20 protein-coding genes and 3 pseudogenes are annotated in these 25,975 nt (G+C 58.2%); 8 read left to right on the forward strand and 15 right to left on the reverse strand.

What is annotated here, in order from left to right; all coding sequences use genetic code 11:
- Positions 1-142: 142 nt before the first annotated feature.
- The 7 genes and pseudogenes from V4R08_RS00005 to V4R08_RS00035 all read right to left on the reverse strand — a co-directional run.
- Positions 143-378 (reverse strand): annotated as a pseudogene (locus tag V4R08_RS00005) (transposase); the annotation flags it as partial.
- Positions 379-1,085: 707 nt separating this feature from the next.
- Positions 1,086-2,600, reverse strand: a complete 1,515-nt coding sequence (gene terL / locus V4R08_RS00010) for a phage terminase large subunit (protein WP_335577446.1) — start codon at positions 2,598-2,600, stop codon at positions 1,086-1,088.
- Complete coding sequence (locus V4R08_RS00015; protein WP_335577447.1) at positions 2,597-2,950, reverse strand: DUF5681 domain-containing protein; 354 nt, start codon at positions 2,948-2,950, stop codon at positions 2,597-2,599. The genes terL and V4R08_RS00015 overlap by 4 nt, the downstream gene beginning before the upstream one ends.
- 25 nt (positions 2,951-2,975) lie before the next feature.
- The gene (locus V4R08_RS00020) at positions 2,976-3,599 is read right to left on the reverse strand and encodes a DNA-methyltransferase (RefSeq protein ID WP_335577448.1); all 624 of its coding nucleotides are present in this window, start codon (positions 3,597-3,599) and stop codon (positions 2,976-2,978) included.
- Complete coding sequence (locus tag V4R08_RS00025) at positions 3,596-4,387, reverse strand: ParB/Srx family N-terminal domain-containing protein (protein ID WP_335577449.1); 792 nt, start codon at positions 4,385-4,387, stop codon at positions 3,596-3,598. Before V4R08_RS00025 ends, V4R08_RS00020 begins: the two co-directional genes overlap by 4 nt.
- Before the next feature lie 166 nt (positions 4,388-4,553).
- On the reverse strand, positions 4,554-5,135 hold the full coding sequence (locus V4R08_RS00030; RefSeq protein WP_335577450.1) for a hypothetical protein: 582 nt from the start codon (positions 5,133-5,135) through the stop codon (positions 4,554-4,556).
- Between the two features lie 711 nt (positions 5,136-5,846).
- A pseudogene (locus V4R08_RS00035) lies at positions 5,847-6,438 on the reverse strand (IS66 family transposase); the annotation flags it as partial.
- A 373-nt stretch (positions 6,439-6,811) separates the two neighbouring features.
- On the opposite strand from V4R08_RS00035, the gene V4R08_RS00040 reads away from it, so the two are divergent.
- A complete protein-coding gene (locus V4R08_RS00040; RefSeq protein WP_335577451.1) occupies positions 6,812-8,434 on the forward strand; it encodes an ABC-F family ATP-binding cassette domain-containing protein in 1,623 nt (540 codons plus the stop codon).
- 149 nt (positions 8,435-8,583) lie between these two features.
- A complete protein-coding gene (locus V4R08_RS00045; protein ID WP_335577452.1) occupies positions 8,584-10,101 on the forward strand; it encodes a protein adenylyltransferase SelO in 1,518 nt (505 codons plus the stop codon).
- A 269-nt stretch (positions 10,102-10,370) separates the two neighbouring features.
- On the opposite strand, the gene V4R08_RS00050 is transcribed toward V4R08_RS00045, so the two are convergent.
- Positions 10,371-14,015 (reverse strand): nitrate reductase subunit alpha, encoded by a 3,645-nt coding sequence (locus V4R08_RS00050; protein WP_335577453.1) that lies wholly within the window; start codon positions 14,013-14,015, stop codon positions 10,371-10,373.
- A 428-nt stretch (positions 14,016-14,443) separates the two neighbouring features.
- On the opposite strand from V4R08_RS00050, the gene V4R08_RS00055 reads away from it, so the two are divergent.
- Positions 14,444-15,109 carry a molybdate ABC transporter substrate-binding protein gene (locus V4R08_RS00055; RefSeq protein WP_335577454.1) on the forward strand — a complete coding sequence of 222 codons (666 nt, stop codon included), beginning with the start codon at positions 14,444-14,446 and terminating at the stop codon, positions 15,107-15,109.
- On the opposite strand, the gene V4R08_RS00060 is transcribed toward V4R08_RS00055, so the two are convergent.
- The 3 genes and pseudogenes from V4R08_RS00060 to V4R08_RS18165 form a co-directional block, all read right to left on the reverse strand.
- The gene (locus tag V4R08_RS00060) at positions 15,061-16,248 is read right to left on the reverse strand and encodes a 6-phosphofructokinase (protein WP_335577455.1); all 1,188 of its coding nucleotides are present in this window, start codon (positions 16,246-16,248) and stop codon (positions 15,061-15,063) included. The genes V4R08_RS00055 and V4R08_RS00060 overlap by 49 nt on opposite strands.
- Positions 16,249-16,294: 46 nt before the next feature.
- A complete protein-coding gene (locus tag V4R08_RS00065) occupies positions 16,295-16,513 on the reverse strand; it encodes a hypothetical protein (protein ID WP_335577456.1) in 219 nt (72 codons plus the stop codon).
- Positions 16,514-16,667: 154 nt separating this feature from the next.
- Positions 16,668-16,856, reverse strand: a pseudogene (locus V4R08_RS18165) (SAF domain-containing protein); the annotation flags it as partial.
- A gap of 271 nt (positions 16,857-17,127) precedes the next feature.
- On the opposite strand from V4R08_RS18165, the gene pseB reads away from it, so the two are divergent.
- From pseB to V4R08_RS00080, 3 genes are all read left to right on the forward strand, one after another.
- A complete protein-coding gene (pseB, locus tag V4R08_RS00070) occupies positions 17,128-18,129 on the forward strand; it encodes a UDP-N-acetylglucosamine 4,6-dehydratase (inverting) (RefSeq protein WP_335577457.1) in 1,002 nt (333 codons plus the stop codon).
- Positions 18,126-19,283, forward strand: coding sequence for a UDP-4-amino-4,6-dideoxy-N-acetyl-beta-L-altrosamine transaminase (pseC, locus tag V4R08_RS00075; protein WP_335577458.1), 1,158 nt, complete (start codon positions 18,126-18,128; stop codon positions 19,281-19,283). Before pseB ends, pseC begins: the two co-directional genes overlap by 4 nt.
- A gap of 69 nt (positions 19,284-19,352) precedes the next feature.
- Positions 19,353-20,975 (forward strand): hypothetical protein, encoded by a 1,623-nt coding sequence (locus V4R08_RS00080; RefSeq protein ID WP_335577459.1) that lies wholly within the window; start codon positions 19,353-19,355, stop codon positions 20,973-20,975.
- 133 nt (positions 20,976-21,108) lie between these two features.
- Here the strand turns inward: V4R08_RS00080 and pseI are convergent, their stop codons facing one another.
- The 4 genes from pseI to V4R08_RS00100 form a co-directional block, all read right to left on the reverse strand.
- Positions 21,109-22,161 carry a pseudaminic acid synthase gene (pseI, locus tag V4R08_RS00085; protein WP_335580132.1) on the reverse strand — a complete coding sequence of 351 codons (1,053 nt, stop codon included), beginning with the start codon at positions 22,159-22,161 and terminating at the stop codon, positions 21,109-21,111.
- A 155-nt stretch (positions 22,162-22,316) separates the two neighbouring features.
- Positions 22,317-22,955, reverse strand: coding sequence for an NUDIX hydrolase (locus V4R08_RS00090; protein WP_335577460.1), 639 nt, complete (start codon positions 22,953-22,955; stop codon positions 22,317-22,319).
- 140 nt (positions 22,956-23,095) lie between these two features.
- Positions 23,096-23,758, reverse strand: coding sequence for an HAD family hydrolase (locus V4R08_RS00095; RefSeq protein WP_335577461.1), 663 nt, complete (start codon positions 23,756-23,758; stop codon positions 23,096-23,098).
- The gene (locus V4R08_RS00100) at positions 23,758-24,576 is read right to left on the reverse strand and encodes a class I SAM-dependent methyltransferase (protein WP_335577462.1); all 819 of its coding nucleotides are present in this window, start codon (positions 24,574-24,576) and stop codon (positions 23,758-23,760) included. The genes V4R08_RS00095 and V4R08_RS00100 overlap by 1 nt, the downstream gene beginning before the upstream one ends.
- Here V4R08_RS00100 and V4R08_RS00105 point away from each other — a divergent pair.
- Positions 24,550-25,527 carry a pseudaminic acid biosynthesis-associated methylase gene (locus V4R08_RS00105; protein WP_335577463.1) on the forward strand — a complete coding sequence of 326 codons (978 nt, stop codon included), beginning with the start codon at positions 24,550-24,552 and terminating at the stop codon, positions 25,525-25,527. The genes V4R08_RS00100 and V4R08_RS00105 overlap by 27 nt on opposite strands.
- Positions 25,528-25,782: 255 nt before the next feature.
- A complete protein-coding gene (locus V4R08_RS00110; protein WP_335577464.1) occupies positions 25,783-25,950 on the forward strand; it encodes a hypothetical protein in 168 nt (55 codons plus the stop codon).
- Positions 25,951-25,975 lie beyond the last annotated feature (25 nt).

Below are 25,975 nucleotides of genomic sequence, written 5' to 3' on the forward strand. Positions count from 1 at the left end.
CATTAAACAAGAACGCGCCGATGTCACGCGTCGCCGAGACAGCCTAGCGCATTAGCTGTCGTTCGATTCTGGGCGGACTGCGCCATCAATATGCCAGGGTTTGATTTGCGGTAGGCACAGCATTGGTTTCCGACACGATGGATCGCTCCACCAGTTGGCGCTCGGAGCGCACCGAGTAAAACGCTTGCAGCGGCATCGCCCGCAGCAGCTTCTCTGGCGCGATCGACGGCCGCCCGATACCCGCGTAGAGCGCTGCGAAATCGTGCTCCATAATAGCGAGCATCGACGGATCGTGCGAAGCGGATGATCCTTCCGAACCCGGGCTTCCAAATCCACGTTGCTGAACAACGATCCCGTTCTCTCGTCAGACCCTCGCAAATCCGCCTCCCTACAGCGGGTCAATTGAATCACGATGGCATTCTGAAAACGAGAGACCTTTCAACAGCCTGCTAGAAGTCAGCATGAGCATGCCTGGCTCCACTTGGCTCATGACTGGTTTGGCACATCTATATAAGCCGATATTTTTGGTTTTACGACGAAGATCGCGCACGGTTTTTTTGCAACAAATATGATTGATCCGTGATCCCTCCGATCCGCTTCCCGCCGACCTTGCCGCGTGCATGCGATGATCCTGGCGCCGCGCGAGTTTCTGACGCTGGCGAAGAGGTGAGGTGACCGTCGGCCGCCTGGAAATCGAACGGCTGCTGATGCTGGCCAAGGCACGGCGCAGCGCGAACAGTACGGGCAACCGCAACACGGTCTGCGCGTCCAAAATCCCGAAGTAGCGGACGACCATTGAGCGGTTACAGCGGGCATTTCCAAAATATGATACTGTCTGAAGCGGATTGATCGTTGGCGGCCTTCAGCCGATTGATGCCTCCGGAGACGACTGAACGTGATGCCCCGAACGCCGGGCTGCCATCATGTTGTCGTTCTGATCAGCCCGGTTTCGTTTCCCGGCAATCGGCGTCGATCCCCGAGATGGGTCATATTCAAGGATATTGAAGCAGGATCTGCGTGATATTCTGACCCAGCTCTTTTTTCGTTAGCAGTCTCATATGGTCGCTTAGCCGGAGAACTTCCCATTAGTAGGTCACGTGCCAACGAACTTGCGGTGAGAAGATCCGCGCCAGCCCCTCGGCCAGTGCTCCGGGATCATATGACGAAACCTCGTCGGAGAGTGCCTGGCTGATGCTGTCGACCTGATCGTCGTGCCGTGATTGAGGAAAAGAAAATAATTCCGCCTCCAGATCCGCTAGCCATGGAGCGGAGAGGGGCAAAAAGACCTTTCCGCTTTCAAACTTTGCGGCCACGATCTGCGCCCTGGTGAGTTTATCGTTCACCGGCCGTACGCCTACGACGTTGTACGGCGTAAACCTCAGCTCTTGTATCAGGGCCGAACCTGTGCCGGCATCCTCAATCAGGATCTTATCCGGCCGATGCTTTTGTGCCTGTTCCAATACAAACGCCTTGAGAAAAGGATATTCCAGTCGTCTGCGCGTAACGTCTGTCAACCAATAACAATGGTCATGGACCTGCCAAGTTGTTATAACTGAGTAGTCATTGAGAGGGCCTGCCTTCGTTGCGGTGTCGATGCTCTGAATGACCAGGGAACCGCGTGCTCGTGGCGGCAATATCTCGTAGCGTCTAGTCCAAGCCCGTTTGATCATATAGCCACCTGGAGGCACCGGCTCTTGTTGGTATTGAGCCTGCCAGGTATCGCTTCCGACTTCTTCGCGGCGCTTGTTAAGCTCCTCCAGCGATATGCGCTTCGCATGAAGCGGTTCACCCTCGCGACGCTCGTAAGTCAGATTTGGCCCAACCTGGATAGTCTCGTTGCATGTCGCGATCGCTGGCAACTTCAAGTAGAGCCAATCTTCCGACGATCGCAGAAGCGTCCCGGCGAGATCGTCCTGGTGCAGTCGCTGCATGACAAGGATGATGGCCGCGTTGCGAGGGTCGTCCAGCCGCGACAGGAATGTCTGGTAATACCAGTTGTTGACGCGCTCGCGCCGGACGTCTGACAATGCCTCGCCGGGCTTCAAAGGATCGTCAATGATCGCGATATCGCAGCCACGGCCGGTAATCGGACCGTCCACGGATGTCGCAATCCGGCAGCCGCCCGCGGTGGTCGTCACCTCGCTCTCGGTGTTCTTTGCAATATGAACGGTCGGAAAGACCTTTCGATATATGTCTGACTCGATGACTGTGCGGAAATCGTTGCCGTGCTTGATCGCGAGATCTGCCGCGTAGCTGGCGACAATGATCGATTTGGACGGGTCGTGCCCCAATATGAATGCCGGATATGCGACTGACGTGATGATCGATTTGAGATGTCGGGGCGGCACCGACACAATGAGGCGTTTTTGCTGACCGAGCCTGATCTGCTCCAGTTGATGCGCAATCGCCTTGATATGCCAGTTCATCAGCAGCTTTGTCGTCGGCTTCAAAATAAAAAAGCAAAGCTGAATAAACGTAACCAGATCGTCGCGTGCAGCCGCAACGAGGGCATCGACAACTGTGGGATCGGCGCTTAACGATCTTGCCCGAACCGGTCGCTTCGCACGGCGAATCGTCTGTCGAGGCTTTGGCTTTTTCATTCCGTGAACCCCTTTCGTTTGAAATACTCGGCCAGGATGGCCCGATCTTGCTCGGGCGTGGTGATACGATCAGCCAGCGATTCATCGGGGCCACTACCTACGCCTGCAACTGCGATCAGGAAGCTGAATGCCTTGGCATCCCCGGTCATCGCTTTGTCGCCGAGCCTGCGCGAGGCGATTTCTGCAACGGTCATCGATTTCTTTCGGCCGTTGACGGTGACCACAACCTTCCGGCTGAGCTCTGCCTTTGCCAGGCTTTGAGCGTTTTTCGACCCCTTGGGTCGGCCCTTCGGATTTCCGCTCCTGCCTGCCTTGAAGCGCGTCGCGACAGGGGAGCGTCCCTTGCCCACGGTATATTTTCCGGTTCGATGACGATTAGCCATGGCTGGCCCCCCGACGCGAAGATCGGGTCTTTTGGGCAGGCTGTGTGACGGTGGAATTGCGTTCTGCCTCGACTTCCTCGAACGTTTGGCCACTCGATTCCAGAATGGCGTCGCGATGGGTAAAGGCTTGCCAGCGGCGGATCGAAACGTCGGCGTATTCGGGATCGATTTCGAGACCATAGACGTGTCGGCCGACCATTTCGCCGGCCAGGAGGGTCGAGCCTGAACCCATGAATGGGTCGAGAACGACGGATTGAGGTTTTGAGCAGTCGAGCATGGCGTCGGCAATCATGCGGACCGGCTTCACCGTCGGATGCATTGCCAGTTCGTCGTCACGGCCGGATTTAAAGGCATTAAGTCCGGTATATTCCCAGATATTGGTTCGGGAGCGTCCGTATTGGCCTAGCTCAAACGTGTTGATGTGCGGTCCCTGGCCTACCTTGAAGGCGCATATCAGTTCGTGGCGCGAGCGATAGAACGTGCCCATTCCGCCGTTCGATTTGACCCAAACGCAGATGTTCTTAAGCTCGGAAAATACATCAGCCCCTGCGTCAAGCATGATCCGAAGGTGGGCCCAATCAATGCATGAGAAAACGATGCTGCCGTCGAGGCTCACGTCGGCGATAAGCCCGAATACGGTTTGAAGAAACCGCAAGAATTCGACGTCTGACAATTCACCGACGCGATCGCGAATTCTCGATGTTTTCTGCGTCCGAGCCCGCGCGCGTGTTTACGGATCGAGACGTTGTAAGGGGGATCGGTGAACGTCATGGTGGCGCGCCGGCCCGCCATCAGCGTGACATAGCTCGTTGGCTGCAGCGCATCGGCGCAGTAGAGCCGGCCTCTATGGCAAAGCCAGAGGTCGCCTGGTCGAGTCACAGGGCGTCCAGGCGCCGGTAGCTCGGGTTCTACCGGATCGGGAGACGGGTCTCCTCGATCAGACATGATCTGATCAAAGTCATTGATGCTGAATCCGGTCGCCTCGAGTTCAATTCCAGCTTCTGGCAGGGCAATCGCGAGTTCGCCAAGCTCAATGGCAAGAAGCTCTTGGTCCCATCCGGCATCTTCGCCAAGGCGATTGGCGGCCAGGACATAGGCTCGCTTCTCGATCTCATTCATATGGCTGATCTGGATGGCGGGAATTGTGTCCAGTCCAAGTTCGCCGGCAACCTCGCAGCGCAAGATTCCGGCTAAAACATTGTTATTTTCGTCGATAACGACCGGATCAATAAATCCGACTGTCCGCAGAATGGCAGCCAGCTTTCGCCGCGAGGCTCGGTTGTGAGTTCTCAGCTTGCGGGCCGGTAGCTTTAGATCGCTTAGAGCTACCTGATTTATCGCTGGATGTTGAAAAGGGAGGATGTCGGCTGCCGATCGAGCAATGATCTTTTTTCTTTTCCGCATGGCTCTTTGCTCCGCTAAACGCGGACCAATTACTAAGGGGTGGGTAAGCTGTTAGGCTACGGAACTCTGGCTGAGTTCCGTAAAGTCAGCCACTCACAAACCGGCATATCGCAAGGTTGCTGATTGGAGAGGGCGAAGATACGCAGCTGATGCCCTTTCAGGCTCGCTATTGTATGGATTCGTTGTTTGGTAGCGAGGAACGCCGACCATAACCTTGTTCTCGAGCGGGTCTCATTCCCGACTCTCTCAGGGTGCGGGTAATCGCCTGTCTCAGGCTACGTCGGCCCTGCCATTTTCTGAAAGCGGTGCGGCCTTCGGCTGTCAGAATATCGTTCCGCTCCCACACGTCTTGCAGACGGTCTTCCAAGCGATTGAGCAGGTTCTTGAGTCGCTGAATCTTGACCGTTGAAACTCTCGCAAAATCAAGAACTGCCAGTGGTAGAATGCCGGGCGCAAACTCACGGAATACCTCGTAGGGGAGCCCCTCGAGAGCCAGCTCTACGACGTAGCTGTCAAATTCCGACCAGTGGTAGGTGGGGCTTGCTTTCAGAAGACGAAGATTGCTGACCAATAGCCCATCCGGAAAACCCTCTTGCTGGGCCAGTTTCACAGATCCGTCAGGAAAGATCTGAGCACCATCGAGCGCCCAAATTTCCGTTCGAGCCATGGGAGTGCCGTCGATCAACGACGCCTGAAAATCCTTGAACGAAACCAGAGGTATCGCGAACACCTCATCGCCATGCTTCATTGAAGCGGCTGCGAATGGCACCGGTCGGCGATCGGGGGCGCGGTAGGCTCCGACGGATAGGACGATCTCAGCATCCTCGGACGCGACACCGCGTCGCCTAAATTCAGCAAGGACGCCCTCTATGGATTCCGCCCTGGAATCTAACAGCAAAGGCATTTTGCGTGGTCTCTCTCATAAGAGATCATTTTGATTTGTTGGTCCTAATCTAAGCAGATGACCTTCCCTGATACCATCAAAGTTTTTCCTGATAAGCTCACTAGGGAAAACTCCCCAAAAGTGCTGAAAAACCCGGTGTTGAGGACCCGCCCCAAGCCGCTCCGTAGCAAGAAACGCCGTTTTCCCTGTATTTTTCCCTGTTAACAGGGAAATCGCAGCGGAGACCGGTTCGCATCTGACTGCGTCCGCCACCACTCAGTCTACTATTTCTCGCATTTCCAGGGGCCGATGAAAAGGGCCCGCCGTTGGCGGGCTTTTCTGACGCTGGTTTTGTGAGTGGCTGTCTCCGTTCGTGGATGTGCCCCTTCTTCGGCCTCCGTCTCCGGTCCAAGAATTCCCGTTCCTGGCAGGGTTCCAGTCAGCTCAGAGCCGCTCCCGCGTCAGACAGATCTGGTCTGGTTCCGGGATCTGCCCAGCTTCCGGGATGCGAAGGATCTGTCCTGCCGGCGAGAGTGCCGATTTTTGGAGCGAGTGGAGCAAGGGTAAGCGGTGTTTTCAGGCCACTTCCCTGGTATCCAGCGCAGCGGTATAGGCCCAAGGCAGCAGGTCGTCGATCTGGCTGTTGGGATGGCCGTTGACGATCCTAGTGATGACGTCGGCCAGATAGTTATGCGGTTCGATGCTGCAAAGCTTGCAGGTCTCGATCAGCGAGGCGATGACGGCCCAGTGCTCGCCGCCGCCGTCGGAGCCGGCGAACAACGCGTTCTTGCGGTTGAGCGCAATCGGCCGGATTGAGCGTTCGACGACGTTGCTGTCGATCTCGATGCGGCCGTCATCGAGGTATCGCGTGAGCCCCTCCCAGCGCGACAGCGCGTAGCGGATCGCCTCGGCGAGTTTGGTCTTCTGGCTGATCAGGTCGAGCTTGGCACGCAACCTTTGCATCCCGGAAGCTGGGCAGATCCCGGAACCAGACCAGATCCTGCCGGGCGTAGATCTGGGATTGGCGGTAGAGCGGCAAGTGATCGGCGTATTTGGCGACGAGGACCTGCGCCACTGTCGCTTCGGTCGGCAATCCGCCCTCGATCAGCCGTGCCGGCGCCGGAGCCTGCACCACCACCTCTTCGCAGGCCCGACAGGCATACTTCGGCGATTATGCGGGACTTGACTGGTTACTTCTGACGGAAGAATGATCCTCTCCAAGTGGGTAAGTATTGCTGACATTTGCAGGCTGTTGCGGATTTCGCAACAGACGTCAAATCGCTTGCGCAGGCGCCTTGCCCCGTCCGGATTTCTGTCTCATCTTCGCTCCTTGCGGCTACGATGAACCAGAAATCTTCCCTTCGGAAAGTCCCTCAATTTGTCTCAGGGGTGCTGACGGGAAACACGCAGTCTCGACCATAATTGGCAAGGGGGCGCAGAATTGCCAGGGATTTGTCAGGCCACCCAGGCGCGGCCGGGCTTCCACTTGCCGCCCACATGGACTAAGAGACCGCAACACTTCTTTCCCTCAAAATGACCTCATGATCCGTCTCGACAACGTCAGCAAGCAAGCTGGCCACCAGATCCTTTTCATCGAAGCCTCCGCAGCGCTCAACAAGGGTGAGAAAATCGGCCTCGTCGGTCCAAACGGGGCCGGCAAGACCACGCTGTTCCGGATGATCACAGGCCAGGAACTGCCCGACGAAGGGCAGGTCTCGATCGATCGCGGCATCACCATCGGCTATTTCAGCCAGGACGTCGGCGAGATGTCCGGCCGCAGTGCCGTGGCGGAGGTGATGGAAGGAGCGGGGCCCGTCAGCGTGATCGCCGCCGAGCTCCGCGAACTCGAGACCGCGATGGCCGCCCCGGATCGCGCCGACGAGATGGAGGAGATCATCGCGCGCTACGGCGAGGTGCAGCATCGTTTCGAGGAGCTCGACGGCTATGCGCTCGATGGCCGGGCGCGCGAGGCGCTGTCAGGCCTCGGGTTCAGCCAGGAGATGATGGAGGGTGACGTCGGCGCGCTCTCTGGAGGCTGGAAAATGCGCGTGGCGCTGGCGCGTATCCTCCTGATGCGTCCCGATGTCATGCTGCTGGACGAGCCGAGCAACCATCTCGATCTCGAAAGCCTGATCTGGCTCGAACAGTTCCTCAGAGATTATGACGGCACGCTGTTGATGACCTCGCACGATCGCGAGTTCATCAACCGCGTAATCGCCAAGATCATCGAGATCGACTCTGGCTCGCTGACCACCTATTCCGGCAACTATGAGTTCTATGAGCAGCAGCGTGCGCTGAGCGAGAAGCAGCAGCAGGCCCAGTTCGAGCGCCAGCAGGCGATGCTCGCCAAGGAGATCAAGTTCATCGAGCGCTTCAAGGCGCGTGCCTCGCATGCGGCGCAGGTCCAGAGCCGGGTGAAAAAGCTCGACAAGATCGAGCGGGTGGAGCCGCCCCGGCGCCGCCAGACGGTCGCATTCGACTTTCCGCCGGCGCCGCGCTCCGGCGAGGATGTTGTCGCCTTGAAGAACGTCCACAAGGGGTATGGCAGCAAGCGGATCTATGGCGGGTTTGATTTCATGATCCGCCGGCGCGAGCGCTGGTGCGTGATGGGCATCAACGGCGCCGGCAAGTCGACGCTGCTCAAACTGGTGGCCGGTGCGAGCGAGCCCGACGCCGGCACGGTGGCGGTCGGGGGCAGCGTCAAGATGGGCTATTTTGCCCAACACGCCATGGATCTGCTTGACGGCGACCGCACGGTGTTCCAGTCGCTGGAAGATGCATTTCCGACCGCGGGGCAGGGCAGCCTGCGCGCACTCGCCGGCTGCTTTGGCTTTTCCGGCGACGACGTTGAGAAGCGGTGCCGGGTGTTGTCGGGTGGAGAGAAGGCGCGGCTGGGGATGGCGAAGATGCTGTTCGATCCGCCGAATTTCCTGGTGCTGGACGAGCCGACCAACCATCTCGATCTTGCGACCAAGGAGATGCTGATCACGGCACTGTCGGATTTCGAGGGCACCATGCTGTTCGTCTCGCACGACCGAAATTTCCTCAGCGTCCTCTCCAATCGCGTGCTGGAGCTGACGCCGGAGGGCATCCACCAGTATGGCGGCGGCTACACCGAATACGTCGCACGCACCGGCCAGGAAGCGCCGGGGCTGCGCAGCTAACACCGCGGCACGATCGCAATCCTTGCGCAAGTGCGGGACATCTTCATTCCCGACCTGCATATCGACACGATTGCTGTGAAAGGGCATAACGTCCGTTGTGACCCGTCAAACCGCCATTGCTTTTCGTGGCCGAGGAACGACTTTAAGCCATGACCTCCTCAGCAAAAATTGTCCGTCCCGCGTCCGCAAACGCGGCAGCGCCCATCCGGTTCGACAACACCTATGCCCGGCTGCCGGAAGCATTTTATCAGCGCGTGAAGCCGGCGACGGCGGCCGCGCCCAGCCTCCTGCGCGTGAACGATGCGCTCGCCCGGCGGTTGCGCATTGATCCTCAGTTCCTCAAAAGTCCCGCAGGAGTTGCCGTTCTTTCCGGCAACGTCATTGCACCCGGTTCCGAGCCGATCGCGCAAGCGTACGCCGGACATCAGTTCGGGGATTTCGTACCGCAGCTCGGCGACGGGCGCGCCATCCTGCTCGGTGAAGTCGTCGACGTTGCGGGCAAACGCTATGACCTTCAGCTCAAAGGTTCCGGCAGAACCCGCTTCTCAAGAGGCGGCGATGGCCGCGCCGCGCTGGGTCCTGTCATCCGCGAATACATTGTCAGCGAGGCCATGGCCGCGCTCGGCATTCCGACGACGCGCTCCCTCGCCGCGGTGCTGACCGGTGAAAACGTCATGCGCGAACGTATGCTGCCGGGCGGTGTCCTGACCCGCGTTGCATCGAGCCATCTGCGCGTCGGTACGTTTCAGTATTTCGCCGCGCGGGGCGACGTGGAAAATCTTCGTATTCTCGCGGACTACGCCATCGAGCGGCACTATCCGGACGCGCGCTCGGCTGAAGACCCATATCGCGCCTTCTACGACGCGGTGGTCGCGGCCCTGGCCCGGCTGGCCGCCCGATGGATGCTCATCGGCTTCATCCACGGTGTTCTGAACACCGACAACACTGCGATCGCGGGCGAGACGATCGACTACGGCCCCTGTGCCTTCATGGACGCCTACCATCCGGACAAGGTCTTCAGTTCGATAGACCAGTTTGGGCGCTATGCGTTCGCCAATCAGCCCGCCGTCATCAAATGGAATCTGACCCGATTCGCCGAGACACTGCTGCCGCTCATGGCGGATGGCGCCGACAAGGCGATTGAAGCCGCGAACGCATCGATCAAGCTCTTCAACGCGCATTACAACGAAGCATACCTTGCCGGCCTGCGGCAGAAGCTGGGTCTTGCAAGCGAGATGGAAGGCGATCTCGAACTCGCGTCAGGTCTCCTGGCATCGATGGCTGAGAATCATGCGGATTTCACGTTGACCTTCCGCGCCCTGTGCGAGGCCGCAGCAGATACGAAGGGCAATGCAGGCGTGCGGACGCTTTTCGCAAACCCGTCCGTCTTCGACGAATGGGCCGCACGCTGGCGCGAGCGCCTGTTGCTTGAAGAGCGCCCCGCCGAAGCCCGCCGCACCGCCATGCTGGCAGCCAATCCGATGTTCATCCCGCGCAATCACCGCATTGAAGCGGCCATTCAAGACGCCGAAGCGGGACACTTCGATAAATTTCACGAACTCGTCGAGGTGCTGGCGTATCCCTACGATGACCAGCCGCAGTTTGCGGACTATGGAAAGCCGCCGGCACCGGGGGAAGAAATCCAGCAAACCTTCTGCGGGACATAGCCGGTAAGCCTGTGTGAGGAACCACGTCTTCAGGCTTCGCGTTTGCCGTCTTATCCAGACGTAAGAAAGCCTTTGTCAGCCATAAGACTGTCAGCCATAAGACCAGGCTTATCCGTGTCCGGTTTGCCAAGCGCAGATGTGACGGATTGCGCCATTGGTGCGCAGCGTGCAGTTGATGCTCACGTACTTTCCGGCGCCGACTCGCGCCGGCGCACCGAAATGCGCCGGGCGAGTTCGTACTACTCAGGCTCATGCGTCGCGGGGCTGCCCTACCATTCCAGCTTCTCCGTCTTGCGCACGACGACGTGGGTGTCACGCGTTAAGATACCAGTCGGACCCCAGTAGTTCCAGCCGTATGTGAACTGGGCATATCCACCGGCCAAAAACAGCGGGTTGATACGAGTACGCGTCAGACTGTTGTGTCCGCCACCACGCCACTTACGCTCCTGCGACTTCGGAATGTACACCGTACGCTCGACCGCGTGGTAGTACATGCAGGTGCCAGGCTGAATTCGGCGGCTCACGTTGGCGCGGGTAACAACCACACCGTTGTCGTTGTAGACCTCGACCCAGTCGTTATCCTCAATGCCTACCTTCTCCGCGTCTCTGTCATTGATCCACACCGGATCCATGCCGCGAGACAGCATCAACATGCGGTGGTTATCTTTGTAGGTCGAGTGAATGTTCCACTTTCCGTGCGGCGTGATGTAGTTTAGCACCAGAGAGCGGTCATCGACCCGGCTCTTCACGATGTCGCCGGTCTTGCGCGGATTAAGCCGCGGCTTGTAGGTTGGAATATGCTCGCCGAAGTCGAGGTACCACTGGTGATCGATGTACAGCGTTTGCCGGCCGGTCAGCGTCCGCCAAGGCACCAGGCGCTCAACGTTCATACACCATGCGGAATAAGCGCGTCCGTCGTTGATCATACCCGTCCAGCAGGGGCTCGTAAGGAGTCGCCTCGGTTGACGCGTAAGGTCATAGAAAGTCGTCGTGACGTTTCGGGTAGGCTCAGCAAGATCAACAAGCGGCAGGCCGACGTGATGCTCCTCATTATGGAAGGCCTGGTAGCACACCTCGCCGTTCGCCTCCGGCGCACACAATAGTATCGTATTGCAGCCGTCCAGCACGTCCTCAAGGCTCGGATACCGCTTGCCGCCCCACTCGACGCACCGCATATGCCTTGGATCAGGCATCGGCATGATGGGATTGTCGAGCATCTGGTCGTACTGCTTCTTGATCGGGACATTCACACCGACCGCAGAAACGCCATCCTCCCGCGCCTTCGGTCCGAACGAGATGAACTTGTTGTACAAGTTCGCGTAGTCGCGCTCGATCACGCGCACGTGCGGGAAGGACTTGCCCGGCACCGGCTTGCACTCGCCCTCGGCCCAGTCGAGAATCTCCGGCTGCGCCAGTTCGTCCGGGGTGTCGTGCATGAGCGGCTGAAGGACCACATCGCGCACCGGCTTGGAAAACGCCAGCGGAGCCAACTCACTGACCTTCTTGGCGATCAGCTTGAAGATATCCCAGTCCGTCTTGGACTCCCACACCGGCGGAACCGCCTGTCCCAGCACGTGCAGGAACGAATGCAGGTCCGTCGTGTTGAGGTCGTTCTTTTCGTACCAGAACGCCGTCGGCAGCACGATGTCGGAGTAGAGCGACGAGGTATCCATACGGAAATTGAGGTCGACCACCAGGTCATACTTCCCGCGCGGCGCCGTGTCGCGGTATTTTACCGTATGCGTCTTGCCTCTGGCACGATCCTCGGCGATCGCATTGTCGTGCGCCCCGAGGTAATGCCGCAGGAAGTACTCGTGTCCCTTGGCGCTGGACTGGATCGCGTTGCCACGCCAGATGAACCACAACCGCGGCCAGTTCTCCTCGGCATCGGGATCGTCGATCGCCATCTGAATCTTCTTACTGACGACCTGATCGATGACGTGAGCGGCGATGTCCTCAGTGGTCTTCGCGCCAGCACGCTCAGCGTCAGCCGCAACGTCGAGCGGGTTGCGGTTGAAGTGCGGCGTAAACGGCATCCAGCCGTTATGCACCGCTTTCGCCTCGAGGTCGATCGAATGACCCTTGGCCCATTTCGGATTTGGTGCCGTCAGGCCATACTCGGTAAACTCCTGCTCGTAGCGCCACTGACAGCTATGGGCGTAATGCCAGGTCGACGACTGCACGACCCGCGGCGGCTTGGACCAGTCGAGAGCCAGAGCAATCGAAGCCCATGGCGCAACGGGCGCAAGCTTTTCCTGGCCGACGTAGTGGTTGATACCACCGCCGTTGACGCCGCAACAACCGCACAGGATCAAGGCGACCGTAGCCGACCGGTAACAGAGGTTGTTGTAGAACCAGTGGTTGGCGCTGGCGCCCACGATCACCATGGATTTGCCGTTGGTGAACTCTGCGTTGGTCGCGAACTCACGCGCAAATCTGATCGCCGTCTCGCGACCGATACCGGTGTGACGCTCCTGCCATGCCGGCGTATAGGGCGCATCGTCGTCGTCATAGCTGGTCGCAAACGCGCCTTCCAGGCCCCGGCTGTGGCCGAACTGGGACATCATGATATCGAAGCCGGTCGCGCACAGAATCTCGCCCTTATCCGTAGCGACACGCCGCACCGGCACGCCGCGCGAGACGACGCGACCGTTCGCGAAATCGTCGAACCCGACCTGCACCACGTCATCGGATCGATCGATAAAGCTCAGCACCGGATCGAGCGGACTATTGTCCAGGGTGTCCTCGCCGGACAGGTTCCATTTACCGTGCACAGAACCCCAGCGATCACCCACCTGACCCTTCGGCGCCCGCAACTCGCCGCTGTTGGCGTCAAGCAACAGCATCTTCCAGTCGCCGTTCTCGACATCCTTGTAGCGCGGAACATGCTTGGCACGCAGCAAGCGACCCGTCTTGTACGTGTTCTCGTTGGGCTCCAGCTCCACCAGGAACGGAAGGTCGGTGTAACGCTTGACGTAATCAATGAAGTACGGAACCTGGCGGTCGATGTAGTACTCCTTGAGGATGACGTGATTGGCCGCCATCCACAGCGCCGTGTCCTGTCCCGCCTGAATCGGAATCCACTCGTCGCAGTATTTGGCGATCTGGCTGAAGTCCGGCGCAAGAACCACAAACTTGGTTCCCTCGGTGCGTGCTTCCGCGATGAAATGCACATCGGGGGTACGGGTCATGTTCAGGTTCGACGCCATCGAAACGATGAACTTGCTGTTGTACCAGTCCGCGCTTTCGCACACGTCGGTCTGATCGCCCCAGATTTCCGGGAACGAGGTCGGCAGATCGGCGTACCAGTCGTAGAAGCTCAGTAACGATCCGCCCATGAGCGACAAAAAGCGTGTGCCGGCCGCAAACGACAGCATCGACATCGCCGGGATCGGCGAGAAGCCCATTATCCGGTCCGGCCCGTGGTTGCGCGCGGTGTGCAAGCTGGCAGCAGCAATCAGCTCGACCAGCTCCTCCCACTTGGCGCGGCGGTAACCACCCTTGCCGCGTGCCTTCTGCATGCGCTGCCGCTTTTGTTCGTCGCCAACCAGCGCACCCCAGGCCTGCACCGGATCGGCACTCGACGCCTTCGCTTCCTTCCACATGTCGAACAGCGGACCGCGGACATAGGGATACTTTATCCTGATCGGGCTGTAGACATACCAGGAGGCGGAAATGCCACGCTGACAGCCACGCGGCTCGTAGGGCGGCAGACTGCGCTCAAGGAGCGGGTAGTCCGTCTGCTGCATCTCCCAGGTGATGATTCCGTCTTTTACGTAGATCGCCCAGGAGCAGCCACCGGTGCAGTTGACGCCATGCGTGCTGCGGAAAACGTTATCGTGCGACCAGCGGTTGCGATAGAACTCTTCCCACTTGCGCTCTCGGGGATTAACGAGGTCAAGTATCCAGCTCATCAGCGTCTCCTCGGTGCGTTTGTTCGGCCGCGAGGCCTGTTGTCACTCACATTTTTTGTCACTCACATTTTTTAAATCTGCCCATCCAGCCGTCGGCATACTTACCCGTAAGCCAGCCGCCGCATTACGGACCCGTATTCGTCCGATCATGGGTTATCGGCCACGCCCGCGTGCGCTTGACCGCGCAAGTTCCACCAGCATATGGGCCACCTGGTAGGAACCATGTATTTCAAGCCTCAAACATCAACGTGGACACTTGGTTCCGCCAATGCCTCGAGTTGCGTACATGGATCTCGATCACTTTTCCGGCATGTGCGAACACCGACTGTGGATTTCTCGAGGGCGGCGCCATCAACGCCGTGCTCGCCGCCGCCGCCGCCGGGTAACCGGTCTGCAAAAAGAGAAGGACGGCATGTTCAGACATTTCGTTGCTTCGACATTTGCTGTTTCCGCAAGTGATAGGACTGTCTGCTTTTCTGCTGATTGCAGCCACGCCATCCCCCACGCGTGCGGCCGAGATCAAGCTGCTCGGCCCGGCTTCCTTTCGGGTGCTGTTCCCCGAACTCTTACCGCAGTTCGAGAACTCGTCGGGCCACAAGGTTACGGCCGCCTATGCACCGCTCGACGTCATCACCGAGCGCGTTATCAAGGGCGAGGACGTCGACGTGGCGATCGTCTCTGGCAAACAAAACGAAGAATTGCAGGAGCAGGTAAGCTGCTCGCGGGGAGCCGCGTGGAAATCGCTCAGGTCGGCTTCACCGTTTTTGTCAAGAAAGGGCGCGGTCAAGCCCAACCCCAGCTTCGCGGATGCGCTCAAGCGCGCGCCGCTGGCGGCAAAGTCGGTCGCCGTTGGCGATCCCGCACCTGGCGGCGGTGCCAGTCTTTACACGATCGCCCTGCTGAAACGCTTGGGGATTTCGGAAGTGAAGGCGAAAAGTCGACTGGAACCCTCCGGTACTGAAATTGCAGAGGCGGTGGCAAAAGGCGAGACCGAACTTGGCATCGGGGTGGCGAGCGATTTGAATCTCGTAGACAACCTGCCACCCTATGACGCGCGGTTGAGAAAGATCGGCAGCCCCCGCTTATCTGCGTAGATGGGGCGGTAGCGTTCCGTGTTGTACGTGCTGGCGACGTCCAATTTGCGCGGCCCGAGATTGGCGTCAGGGATGGGCACCAGGTCGTAGCGGCCCTCTACCAGCGCTGACATCAGGCCGGTCCTGCCTTTCAGGACAGCATCGTATGCCATGTTACCGAAAGTCAGGGCGACGAGCTTGTCGATGAAGTCCGGGTCGCCCGATCGCAGGTCATAGGTGAGGTCAGAGACGATAGTCTCCTCGCCGGCGCGCCCTTTGATTTCGTCGGCAAGCACTTCGGCGACGCTCGCCTTCTTGCGGTGACCGTAGGAGTCAGGCTCGCCGTATTCATGCACCTTGTAGCCCTCCCACTCGGCGCCCTCGCTGAGCACGATCAGCGCGTAGTTGCTTGGGTTGGCGCGCTTCTCCTCAAGGAGCAACTGGATCAGCTTGTTGAGATCAACCTTGTACTCCGGTATGACGCACCGGATCGAGGCCGCATACGCGGTGTATAGCGCGGTAAATCCGGCATCGCGGCCAAAGACGCGGAAAATGCCAATGCGCTCGTGCGAGCCGACAGTGGTGCGCTGCCGCTGGATGGCGTCGCTGGCGCGGGTGATCGCGGTCGAGAAGCCAATGCAGTACTCGGTGTTGCGGACGTCGTTGTCCATCGTCTTCGGAATGGCGATGATCTTGACGCCGAGTTTGTTGAGCCTGGCCGCATAACTGAGCGTGTCGTCGCCGCCAATGGCGATCAGGTGTTCGATGCCTAGTCCTGACAAGTTCGCGAGCACCTGGCCGGTCAGGTCCCAGGTCCTGGTTTCGGTGCCGCCGTTGGTATTCGTGGCAACTGGAAGGTCAGTGCCGACGAGATGGTCGGGTAACTTTTTCATTTTGGACGGATTGGTGCGGCTCGAATGCAGCATGGTGCCGCCGCGCCGGTCGATGGTGCGGGTGTTTTCACGGTTCAACGGGATGAGGTAGTGAAATCTGCTGGTCGGGTCCTCGAGGTTTAGGTGCGTCAGGGCCTCCCAACCACGGCGGAGACCGACGACCTCGATGTCGTCCTCACTGCCGCGATAAGTCACGGTCTTAATGATTGCATTGAGACCGGGGACGTCGCCGCCGCCCGTGAGAATGCCAATGCGTTTCCTCGCCAAGCCCACCTCCCAGCATTGCCATGTCGCTATGCACAGCGGAGCGTTCTTACCTGCCACTTCCGTTGCGCTCCTCGCGCAGCCGAAAACGCTTCAGCACCGTGGACACGGTGTCGGGCGACTGCGCCGGGGCAAGGCGCTGCTCATTCGCGGAAAAGAACGTCTGATGTTCCGTTATGTTCCACAAATGCCCTTCTCTCGAAAAGCTCGCGCTCATCCGGTAGCCGTAATCATCGATCACGGTACAGATCTCAATCAACCGCGCCATGCGCGGTCTCCTTCGCGCTTGCGACGGAATGCGAGATGGGTGGTGACCATCATCGATGGCGCCGTCGTAGACTTGGCCGATCAGTTGCGATAGAAGCGCCGCCAGTATTCTGCCTGCCCTCCTGTCGCCGATGTCAGGAGCGGTGCGTACGAAATTAGTCAAAAATGGATTTTGAGCCTAAGGCGTCGTCGGATGTGAGCGGCGTTCCGCGCTTCATCACATGGGCGGCGCGTCGGTTGAGAATCAGGTCGAGATGGTACGGTGCCAGTCCATATCCTGGCCGAATTGCGCGGATGTTGCGCTCAATGAAGACCTCGCCCGCGGCAACGGCCTCGACCACGTAGAGCGCACGACGATCTGAGAGGGAAAGCCGGTGACCGTAAAGGTGAAAACTCGGCCGCGCGCCACGAGTCGGTCATAGCATTCCTTCAGCGCGCTGACGGTTACAAAGGGAGCTGTTGGATAAAGACAGCGGGCCAATTTGGCCGGCTCGCCTTGGTTGGCGAAACAGGAAAGCCACCACCACTCGCCACGTCGTTGATTTAGTCTGACTGACCTGTCATTGACATCGCGCGGACTTCGGTTACGCCATTCCCAGGTAAAGAGAGGTCCAAGTGTTCAACGGCAAATCCGTATTTATTTCCGGCGGTACGGGCTCTTTCGGGCGCAAATTTGCGAATGTACTACTCGAGCGCTACGACTTGGCGCGCCTCGTTTTTTATTCACGAGATGAGCTCAAGCAATTCGAGATGCAGCAGGAAGTAAACGCGCCCTGTATTCGTTGGTTAATTGGCGATGTGCGTGACCGCGCGCGTTTGATCGAAGCGACGCGTGGGATTGACTATCTCGTTCATGCTGCCGCTATGAAGCAGGTGACAGCATCTGAATATAATCCAATGGAATGTATCCGCACCAACATTCATGGCGCGGAGAACATCGTGGCAGCCGCGCTTGCCAACGACGTTGAGCAGGTGATCGCGCTCTCAAGCGATAAAGCGGCTAACCCGATCAATCTGTATGGCGCTACCAAGCTTGCATCGGATAAACTGTTCATTGCTGCCAACAATATGGCAGGCAAACGACGTACCGCCTTCTCGGTCGTGCGCTACGGTAACGTTGCCGGCTCGCGCGGATCGGTCGTCCCATTTTTCGAAAAACTGATAGCGCAAGGCGCGACGTCGTTGCCGATTACCGACACCGACATGACTCGTTTCTGGATCTCGTTGCAGGAAAGCGTCGACTTCGTTCTGAAGTGCTTCCAGCGTATGCATGGCGGCGAGATTTGTGTACCGAAGTTGCCGTCGATCCGGATAGTCGACCTTGCAACGGCGATGGCGCCGCACCTGCCACAGAACTTGATTGGTATCCGGCCGGGCGAAAAGCTGCACGAGATAATGTGCCCTGCAGATGTTAGCCATTTGACGCTTGAATTTAGTGATCATTATGTAATTCGACCGTCGATCAAGTTCCACGATCGCGGTTATGATTATTTGGAGAACCGTCTCGGTGAGACTGGTGCTCCTGTAGCGCGGGGTTTCTCGTACAACTCCGGTACAAACCCCGTCCGGTATTCTGTAGAACAAATCCGGGAATTTTATGAACGGGTCAAGACATGATTCCCTATGGTCGTCAGGACATCTCTAGCGCCGATGTCGAGGCGGTCGTCGAAGTCCTTCGGTCAGATTTCCTAACCCAAGGGCCGATGGTGCCCAGGTTTGAGGAGACGTTGGCGCGGGCAGTCGACGCGCCTGAAGCGGTAGCCTTTTCCTCAGCGACTGCGGCGCTGCACGTCGCTTGTCTTGCGCTCGGGCTCGGCCCATCGGATCGACTCTGGACGGTGCCGAACACTTTTGTGGCCTCCGCCAACTGCGGTCTCTACTGCGGAGCGATCGTCGATTTCGTCGATATCAATGCCAAGACCCGAAACATGGATGTCGAGGCACTAGCTACCAAGCTCGAAGCGGCCGAGCGCGACGGCACCCTGCCGAAGGTTGTCGTCCCAGTGGACTTCGCCGGTACTTCCGCAGATCTTGCCTCTATCCGCCGGCTGGCGGACCGACACGGCTTCCGCATCCTTGAAGACGCGAGCCATGCCGTTGGCGGATACTACCAGAATCGGCCCGTCGGTTCGAGCGAGCTCGCTGACGTTACCGTTTTTTCCTTCCATCCCGTCAAGATTGTGACGACAGGAGAAGGCGGTGCAGCGACCACGCGTTCTGCCGAGATCGCCCATCGGATGCGCCTGCTGCGCAACCATGGCATTTCGCGCGATCCCGCTGATATGACCGGCGTTCCCGAAGGCCCTTGGTACTACGAGCAGGTGATGCTCGGCTTCAACTACCGTATGACCGACATCCAGGCGGCGCTCGGCGTGAGGCAATTTGATCGCCTCGCCAAATTCATTGCCCGGCGGCAGACGATCGCGGCGCGTTATCACGAAGGGCTTGCTGGTCTTCCCGTGATTCGCCAGTTCGTGCCGGAGGGCACTCTCTCGGCGTTGCATCTATATGTCATTGAACTGGACGAAACCGTGCGACGTACTCGCGCCGAGGTTTTTGCGGCGATGCGCTCTTCAGGTATCGGCGTCAACGTCCATTACATCCCGGTCCATTTGCAACCATGGTACCGGGCCTTGGGATTCTCCCGTGGCGACTTTCCGGCTTCCGAAAAATATTACGATTTCGCACTAACGTTGCCCATTCACCCAAACCTGAGCGCCGAACAGCAAGATTACGTTATAGAACGGTTATCCCACGCGCTCGAAACTTGAACGTGATCTTTCGGGTTGATTTGCGCGATCAAAAATTTAAAAACAGATCGCAGGGATCTTCGTGGCACCATGAATATCGGCGAGTTTCTGGAAGAAAATCGGCGGTTCTGGGCATCTTCTCCCCCGCCCAAGTCCGACCGCGTCATAATTCTTGACCTTTATCACAATGCCAACGTGCACTCCCACCTGTTCGCAAATTGTGTAATTGCGAAGTGCATACAGCACATATGGGGAGGTGAAATCGTCGGGATTTTCGCCGATGACTTTGGTGATGTTCGAAGGACAGACGTTGAAGCGAACCAGGCGCTCGCTCGCTCGTTTGGCGTCAGTCGCTTTTGCAATATTTCCGAATTTCGCAATCGTCGCCTGTCTGATCCGGTCTGGTCAGCCAATGCAGAGAGTGACCTTCGCAAGCGACTACAGGGTAAATCGGGGTCTTCGCTCAGGCATGCAATTCGGTCGCTGTCAGACCCGAAATCCCCACGACACGGTCTTCTGATTTACAATGAATTTCTGAGACGATTTGGCTTCGGCACCATCGACAATCTGAGCGACGAGCTCATCGCAGTTGCAAAGCTCGTGTTGGCCGACTACGAAGCTCTTCCCATGATATTTGGAAAGTCCTCGATTCGAGCGAGTGTATTGGGGCACATTTGCTATTCGGTATCGGGACAGCTGGCTGATTTTTCGGCCATGCACGGTGCACCAACATTCCTGGTAGAGCAGTATATTCCAATTGCTGTTACGCGATATCGGGATCTAACCGACTTGTCGTCCGGTCTTCCCAGCGACTGCAAAGAGATGCTGGAAAGGTACGCTTTCGATCAAGCTCTGCTGGATGATCCCAGGCTTGACCTATTCGGCGGCGCTGTTGAAGGCACGCTGGCGCGGACTATCGACCCGCTATTGAACCGTGAAGTTGTTGATCAGCTACCGGTTTCTCGCGAGGCTTTCCTTGAGAGCTGCGGTGTTAACCCCGAGAATTCTACGGTCTGCGTATTTGCGCATGCGTTTCAAGACGCCCCGCTGACGCGGCCAAAGCAACTATCGGACGATTACTGGCAAGCTGTTGTCGACGTCGTTGATCTTGCGCGGCAACTGACACATCTCAACTTGATTATTAAGCCGCATCCGCTGAACGACAGCTATGATGGGAAGCGTTCGTGGGATACGCTGCGTGAATACTGCGCCGACATCAGAAATATCGGATTTGCAAATGGCGCCCTCAGCGCTGGTGAGGTCATGAAGCATTGCGATGCTGGTCTCACGGTTCGTGGAACGGTTCTCTACGAAATGGCCGCGGCTGGACAGAGAATGATCGCGACGGGCGAAGACAAGTTTTCTGGCCTTGGTATTATCGAGGAGGCATCTAGCATGGAAGCTCTGAGGAGCATTCTGTTGAATGTGTCGCGAAAGGTCTGGTCGATGCCGGTGGATCAGCGTCGGCGCGCAGTGGCTTATTCCTACTGCATACTCCAAGGATTTCGCAGTAAATCGATTTTAATTCCCGATAAGCGTTGGGCCCCTGAAGAATATTTTCGCAGTGCGACGCTGGCGTTGTCGAATTTTAGATTGGAAGAAGATCCCCTCTTCATGAACCTAAAGTCGTTTCTCCGAGATGACTTGCCAATGCTGGTTTCGAGAGAGGCATTTCCCGTGACGAGTTCGAAGCGGTTTGCTGACCAGGATTAATATTTTCCGGACTCTGCTCAACCGACGTTAGATGGGTTTCAGATAAGCATCCCCGGTTAGGCAGCCAAAAAGGAGAACCCTCTCGGGTTTTCGCGGCAAGCCCGCCCTGTCATCCGGCGGGATGGCGGGATCGTCACGCGATCACTGACCACTTTAGCGCTTCGCCATAGGCGATGTCGCACGCGGCGGTGCGGCCGATGACGTCGGGTAGATGCTTTGGCGGCAGGCCAAAGCCGGGCCGGATGACGCGGATATTCTCGCTCGTCAGAGGCTCCCCCGCCTTGATCGGCTTGACTGCGTAGATCGAACGGCGAAACCGCATGTTGGCCTTTTCGCTCTCGACGAGGCCATAGTCGACAGATCCGAGCGCGAACCATGCCGACTTGCAGTCGTCGACCAGCCGCTTGAACTCGTGCGGTTCGAGCGAAAACGCTGCGTCTGGACCACCGTCGGCGCGCGAGATCGTAAAATGCTTCTCGATTATGGAGCCGCCCAGCGCGATCGAAGCGACGCAGGCGGCAGAGCCAGGCGCATGATCGGAAAGGCCGGACACAACGTTGAAGGCCTGGCCGAGATGCGCCACCGTGCGCACATTCGCTTCCTCGATCGGAGCAGGGTAGGCACTGGTGCAGTGCAGCAGCGCGATGCCGCCGGCGCCGTTGCTGCGCGCTGTTTCGACCGCCTCCTGAATCTCGCCGAGATTGGCCATCCCGGTCGAGATGATCATCGGTTTGCCCTGTTTGGCGACATATTTGATCAGCGGCAGGTCAATCACCTCGAACGATGCGATCTTGTAGGCGGGCGCATCGAGCCCTGCGAGCAGGTCGACGGCGGTCTCGTCAAAGGGACTAGAGAAGATCGTGATCCCAAGCTCACGCGCCTTCGCGAACATTTGCCCATGCCATTCATATGGTGTGTGAGCCTGCTGGTAGAGCTGGTGGAGTCTGTAGCCGTCCCACAGGCCGCCCTTGATCAAAAACTCCTCGCCATCGTGAGGAATGGTCATCGTGTCGGCCGTATAGGTCTGGATCTTGATCGCGTCAGCGCCGGTGGCGGCTGCTGCTTCGATCAGCTCCAGCGCCTTCAAAAGCTTGCCGTTATGGTTCGCCGACAGTTCGGCGATGATGTAAGGAGGACAGTCCGGGCCGATCTTGCGCTCCCCGATGGTGAGTTCCGGGCTCTGCATCACAACTTACGCTCCTGGTGCGAACTGGAAGACTCGGCTCGCAGCAACGCTGCCACTTAGCGGAAACTATTGCCTCGGCGGCTGGTTTACGAGGTTTGCGCGACGAAGATCAAAGCTGCATCGAGGGCACCGCAGATTTTGGCGATTTTCATAAGTTATTTCAATCGCTTATTGGTGCGGTCCTGCGTGACTTCAAAGGCGCTGCTCAGGAAGCCGGAGCATAGGCCGGGTTGCAGTAGAGTATCCAAAAGGGCGGCGGAAACAGCGCCCAACGAGTCAGCCCGGTTGCGCCGAAACGCCCGCACGTCGGCGGGTGCAACGATTTCAAGTTCAGAATATTCACGATTCTCAAGCGCCGCGAAGCGGTGCTGGATCTGCGCAGCCGAGGAGGCGATCGAGAGCATGATTCCGACGTCGGTGACGTGACTTTGCGGATCCTCGACCAGCGCGACGGCTCTGGAATGCGCCGACAGCTCGGACGCGCTGATGCCGGTTTCTTCCTCGAGTTCGATCAGAATGCATCGTTCGAGGCTCACCTGTCCGGCCGACCCGACTGCCGCGTCGTCAACGCCGCCTGACGGCACCAGCTCCCAGCACCCGGCGTCCATCTCAGAGCGACCGCTGCGCCGGCCGAATAAAACGCCATCCGAACAAGACAGGATACCTGTGACGGCGAGCGGTTTGATCTTCAGCGCGGCATGAAGGCTCGGCTCGCGCCGTTGTGCGAGGAAGTAGCGGTACTCCGAAATCCAGCCGACGATCGTTTTGGCATCACAATGATCGACGCTGAACAATCGCCCGTTGTAGAGATCGTGGGAGCGTAGCTCTTTTTCGCGCTGCCAGATTTCGTCCACGCGCGCCTCGATGTCCGGGCCGATGGTTGGCGCTGCCGCTCCCAGCGTTACTCTCGGCTCCGACTGAAGCAGGTGAACATTCAGCATGTCGGTATTCTTCCAAGGAGATCAGTGAGACGTTCGATGAACACGACCTGACCGGGCCACCCGGCGCGATTGTTCGGCGGCGCCAATGCCCACGTTTTGAGCCCCGCGGCAACTGCCGACATCGCGCCGATGCGGGAATCCTCGACGGCATGCGACAGGGCGGCCGAGCAATTCAGCCGGCTCAGTGCCCTGATGTAGGGTTCGGCGGCGGGCTTGCCTGCGCTCACCTCATCGCCGCCGACGACATCGTCGATCTTGTCGACGAGCCCTCCGAATGCGAGCCATCTTTGCGCGGACAATCTGGGCGACGACGTAACGACGGCGATCTTCAACCCGCACGCGCGGGCGTGCGCTAGCAACTCATATGCGCCGGCAGCGGGACGCGCGCTTTGCTGCGCCTGCGACACCATGGCCGAGTATTTTTGCAGGAGACTGGCCGGTTTTCCCGGCAGCTTGTGAGCCATCCTCAGCCGTTCGATAATCTCGCCAAGCGGCGGTCCGTTGAGCCGTTGAAACTCGACGTCGTCGCCGCTCGCGCCGAAGGAGGCGAGGAAGGAATGGTAGACGTTTTTCAGCGCCGTCAGGCTGTCAGCGAGTGTGCCGTCAAGATCCAGAAATAGGCCGCTGTGGAGCGGGTTGGCGTCAGCTTCTGGCATCAAGGTTTCCGACAGACAAACATCCGGCCTTGCCCAAAGGCGCCGAAGGCGCTCGATATCTCCGCCGATACCGCTTTGTTGAGCAGGGTTGCCGCGTGGACCAGCGGATGGTCGTAATCTACGGTGCCCCCGTTGATGGCCGGGACCAGCACATAGAGCATCAGATCGTGAAGCGAAATGAAATCCTCGATCTCGACCTCAAAGCCGAGCGTTTGGAGGTGCGGCAGGATGCGTGTTTCGTCGAAGAACAGGTTGAATGCGGCGGGCATGCGCACAGGCAGGTCCAGCAAGGTGCGGCAATGATTTTGCCGATCATAGGTCGCCGTCGAATTCTCGATCATGATCAGGTGTCCGCCCCCCCGCACCCTTGCGGCAAGTTCGGTGATGGCGCGCATCTGCAGTTCGACCGATTCGATGTTAATCAGGCAGCGATCGGTAAAAACAACATCGTATTGCGCCAGCAATCCCGACGCCGCCGAAAGTTCGAGCGCATTGCCGATTCGGAAGCTGGATCTGTCCTGGAAGCCGTTGGCAACGGCTGCTTCACGCGCGGCGTCGATCATTTCAGCAGTATAGTCGATGCCGTCGAGTTGCATGCGCGGGAATTGTGCGGCAAGGCCAAAGCAGTTCAAGCCATTGCCGCAACCGACTTCGAGAACGTGTGCCGGCGCATCGCCGAGCCCGATCGCAGTCATCCGGCGCGCCAATGCGTCGATCTCGAGCATCTTCGCGGTTCCGGTTCTGGTGGTGGCGCCGAGCGCGGTGCCGAATTTCGATGCCCAGTCCCGCCAATGAGCCCTGACCTGCTCGCGATCCATAATAACCCTTCCATCTGCCTCTTCCGCGGCTCGCCTGACATTGCCGAGGGTTTAATAGCGCGCCTGCACGCCCAGATCCAATGGAAGGAACGTTGGTCTTCAGCAGGGTTCGTGACGAGAGCGCGTACAATGCACGGTCTCCAGATCTTATCAAAGGTGCTTCAAAAATGCTCTAATATGCTGCCGATGAGAACGCCGCCAGGGCCGCGGGCATTTGGAATATGGCAAGGCAAATTCATCAATCCATGGGATTATCGAAAACAACATCAAGGATCCGTCGCTCGTTGTGGTTGCAAGGATCATGTGAAACTTCAAGGGAAACTAGCACGTATGACCCAGATCACAGCACAAGAGGAATTCTGGGCCGGGGAGTTTGGCGACAACTACATCGACCGGAATCAAAGTCAGGAAGTGCTGGCCGCCAAAATCGCGATGTTTGCCCGAATTGTCCAGCGATGCAGCAATGTCCGGTCAGTTCGAGAGCTTGGCGCCAACATCGGCCTTAATATTCTGGCCCTCAAGACCCTGCTTCCATACGCAGCGTTCCAAGCCATCGAAATAAACAGCCAAGCCTTTGAAAGGCTAGCGACGATACCCGGAATAGCTGCTTCCAATACGACGTTGTTCGAGCCGGTCGAGTGGTCAAGCGTCGATCTGGCGTTTACCGCCGGTGTCTTGATCCACCTCAATCCTGACATGCTGCCGGTGGCCTATGAAAGGCTCTATGAGGCCAGCAATCGTTATGTCCTCGTGGCGGAGTACTACAATCCCTCCGTGGTCGAGATCAGCTATCGCGGTCACAGTGGGCGTTTGTGGAAGCGGGATTTTGCCGGCGAGATGATGGACAAGTACCCTGATTTAAAACTTGTCGATTACGGGTTTATCTATCGTCGAGACCCGGCATTCCCTGCTGACGACCTGACGTGGTTCCTGATGGAAAAGCGGGCCTGATTAATCAGCCAATATAGCGTCGGCGGGTCGTTGCGATCTGCACTACGCACAACGCCAAGATATTGGCTCGTGGTTGGTACGGGGCGGCTATGCTGTCGACTATGCGAGGTACTCCAAGGGTCGATATAAAGCGGAGCAGCAGCTAGCAAAGGCCGATCGAGCCAGGATTTGGAACGGAACGTTTACGAATCCTTGGAATATCGGCGCGCTACATCGATAGGCTTGCCGGGTTGAGTGTTTCATAGGATTGCTGGAATGCGTTTGACGATGGTAGGAGAGCACAGCCTTGGAGGATATATCGTGCTCGCAGTCCAAAACGACTTTGATCTGCTTAACCAGCGCTATCAACCGCCGAAACTTTGCGAACGCCTCGCGCTATTAACAATCCACGCTGAGCCTGCCGATGTTCCCGCAGTCATCTGACGAAGACGTCGACTATGATGAACGC

The organism is Nitrobacter sp. NHB1 (assembly GCF_036964665.1).
In the GTDB taxonomy this organism is placed as follows: Bacteria; Pseudomonadota; Alphaproteobacteria; order Rhizobiales; family Xanthobacteraceae; genus Nitrobacter.

Bases quoted from the DNA above. Each gene is read 5' to 3' on its own strand.
- terL (WP_335577446.1), bottom strand. From the start codon at position 2,600: ATGAAAAAGCCAAAGCCTCGACAGACGATTCGCCGTGCGAAGCGACCG.
- V4R08_RS00025 (WP_335577449.1), bottom strand. From the start codon at position 4,387: ATGCGGAAAAGAAAAAAGATCATTGCTCGATCGGCAGCCGACATCCTC.
- V4R08_RS00030 (WP_335577450.1), bottom strand. From the start codon at position 5,135: ATGAAGCATGGCGATGAGGTGTTCGCGATACCTCTGGTTTCGTTCAAG.
- V4R08_RS00040 (WP_335577451.1), top strand. From the start codon at position 6,812: ATGATCCGTCTCGACAACGTCAGCAAGCAAGCTGGCCACCAGATCCTT.
- V4R08_RS00045 (WP_335577452.1), top strand. From the start codon at position 8,584: ATGACCTCCTCAGCAAAAATTGTCCGTCCCGCGTCCGCAAACGCGGCA.
- V4R08_RS00050 (WP_335577453.1), bottom strand. From the start codon at position 14,015: ATGAGCTGGATACTTGACCTCGTTAATCCCCGAGAGCGCAAGTGGGAA.
- V4R08_RS00065 (WP_335577456.1), bottom strand. From the start codon at position 16,513: ATGGCGCGGTTGATTGAGATCTGTACCGTGATCGATGATTACGGCTAC.
- pseC (WP_335577458.1), top strand. From the start codon at position 18,126: ATGATTCCCTATGGTCGTCAGGACATCTCTAGCGCCGATGTCGAGGCG.
- V4R08_RS00080 (WP_335577459.1), top strand. From the start codon at position 19,353: ATGAATATCGGCGAGTTTCTGGAAGAAAATCGGCGGTTCTGGGCATCT.
- pseI (WP_335580132.1), bottom strand. From the start codon at position 22,161: ATGCAGAGCCCGGAACTCACCATCGGGGAGCGCAAGATCGGCCCGGAC.
- V4R08_RS00095 (WP_335577461.1), bottom strand. From the start codon at position 23,758: ATGCCAGAAGCTGACGCCAACCCGCTCCACAGCGGCCTATTTCTGGAT.
- V4R08_RS00105 (WP_335577463.1), top strand. From the start codon at position 24,550: ATGAGCCCTGACCTGCTCGCGATCCATAATAACCCTTCCATCTGCCTC.
- V4R08_RS00100 (WP_335577462.1), bottom strand. From the start codon at position 24,576: ATGGATCGCGAGCAGGTCAGGGCTCATTGGCGGGACTGGGCATCGAAA.
- V4R08_RS00110 (WP_335577464.1), top strand. From the start codon at position 25,783: ATGCGTTTGACGATGGTAGGAGAGCACAGCCTTGGAGGATATATCGTG.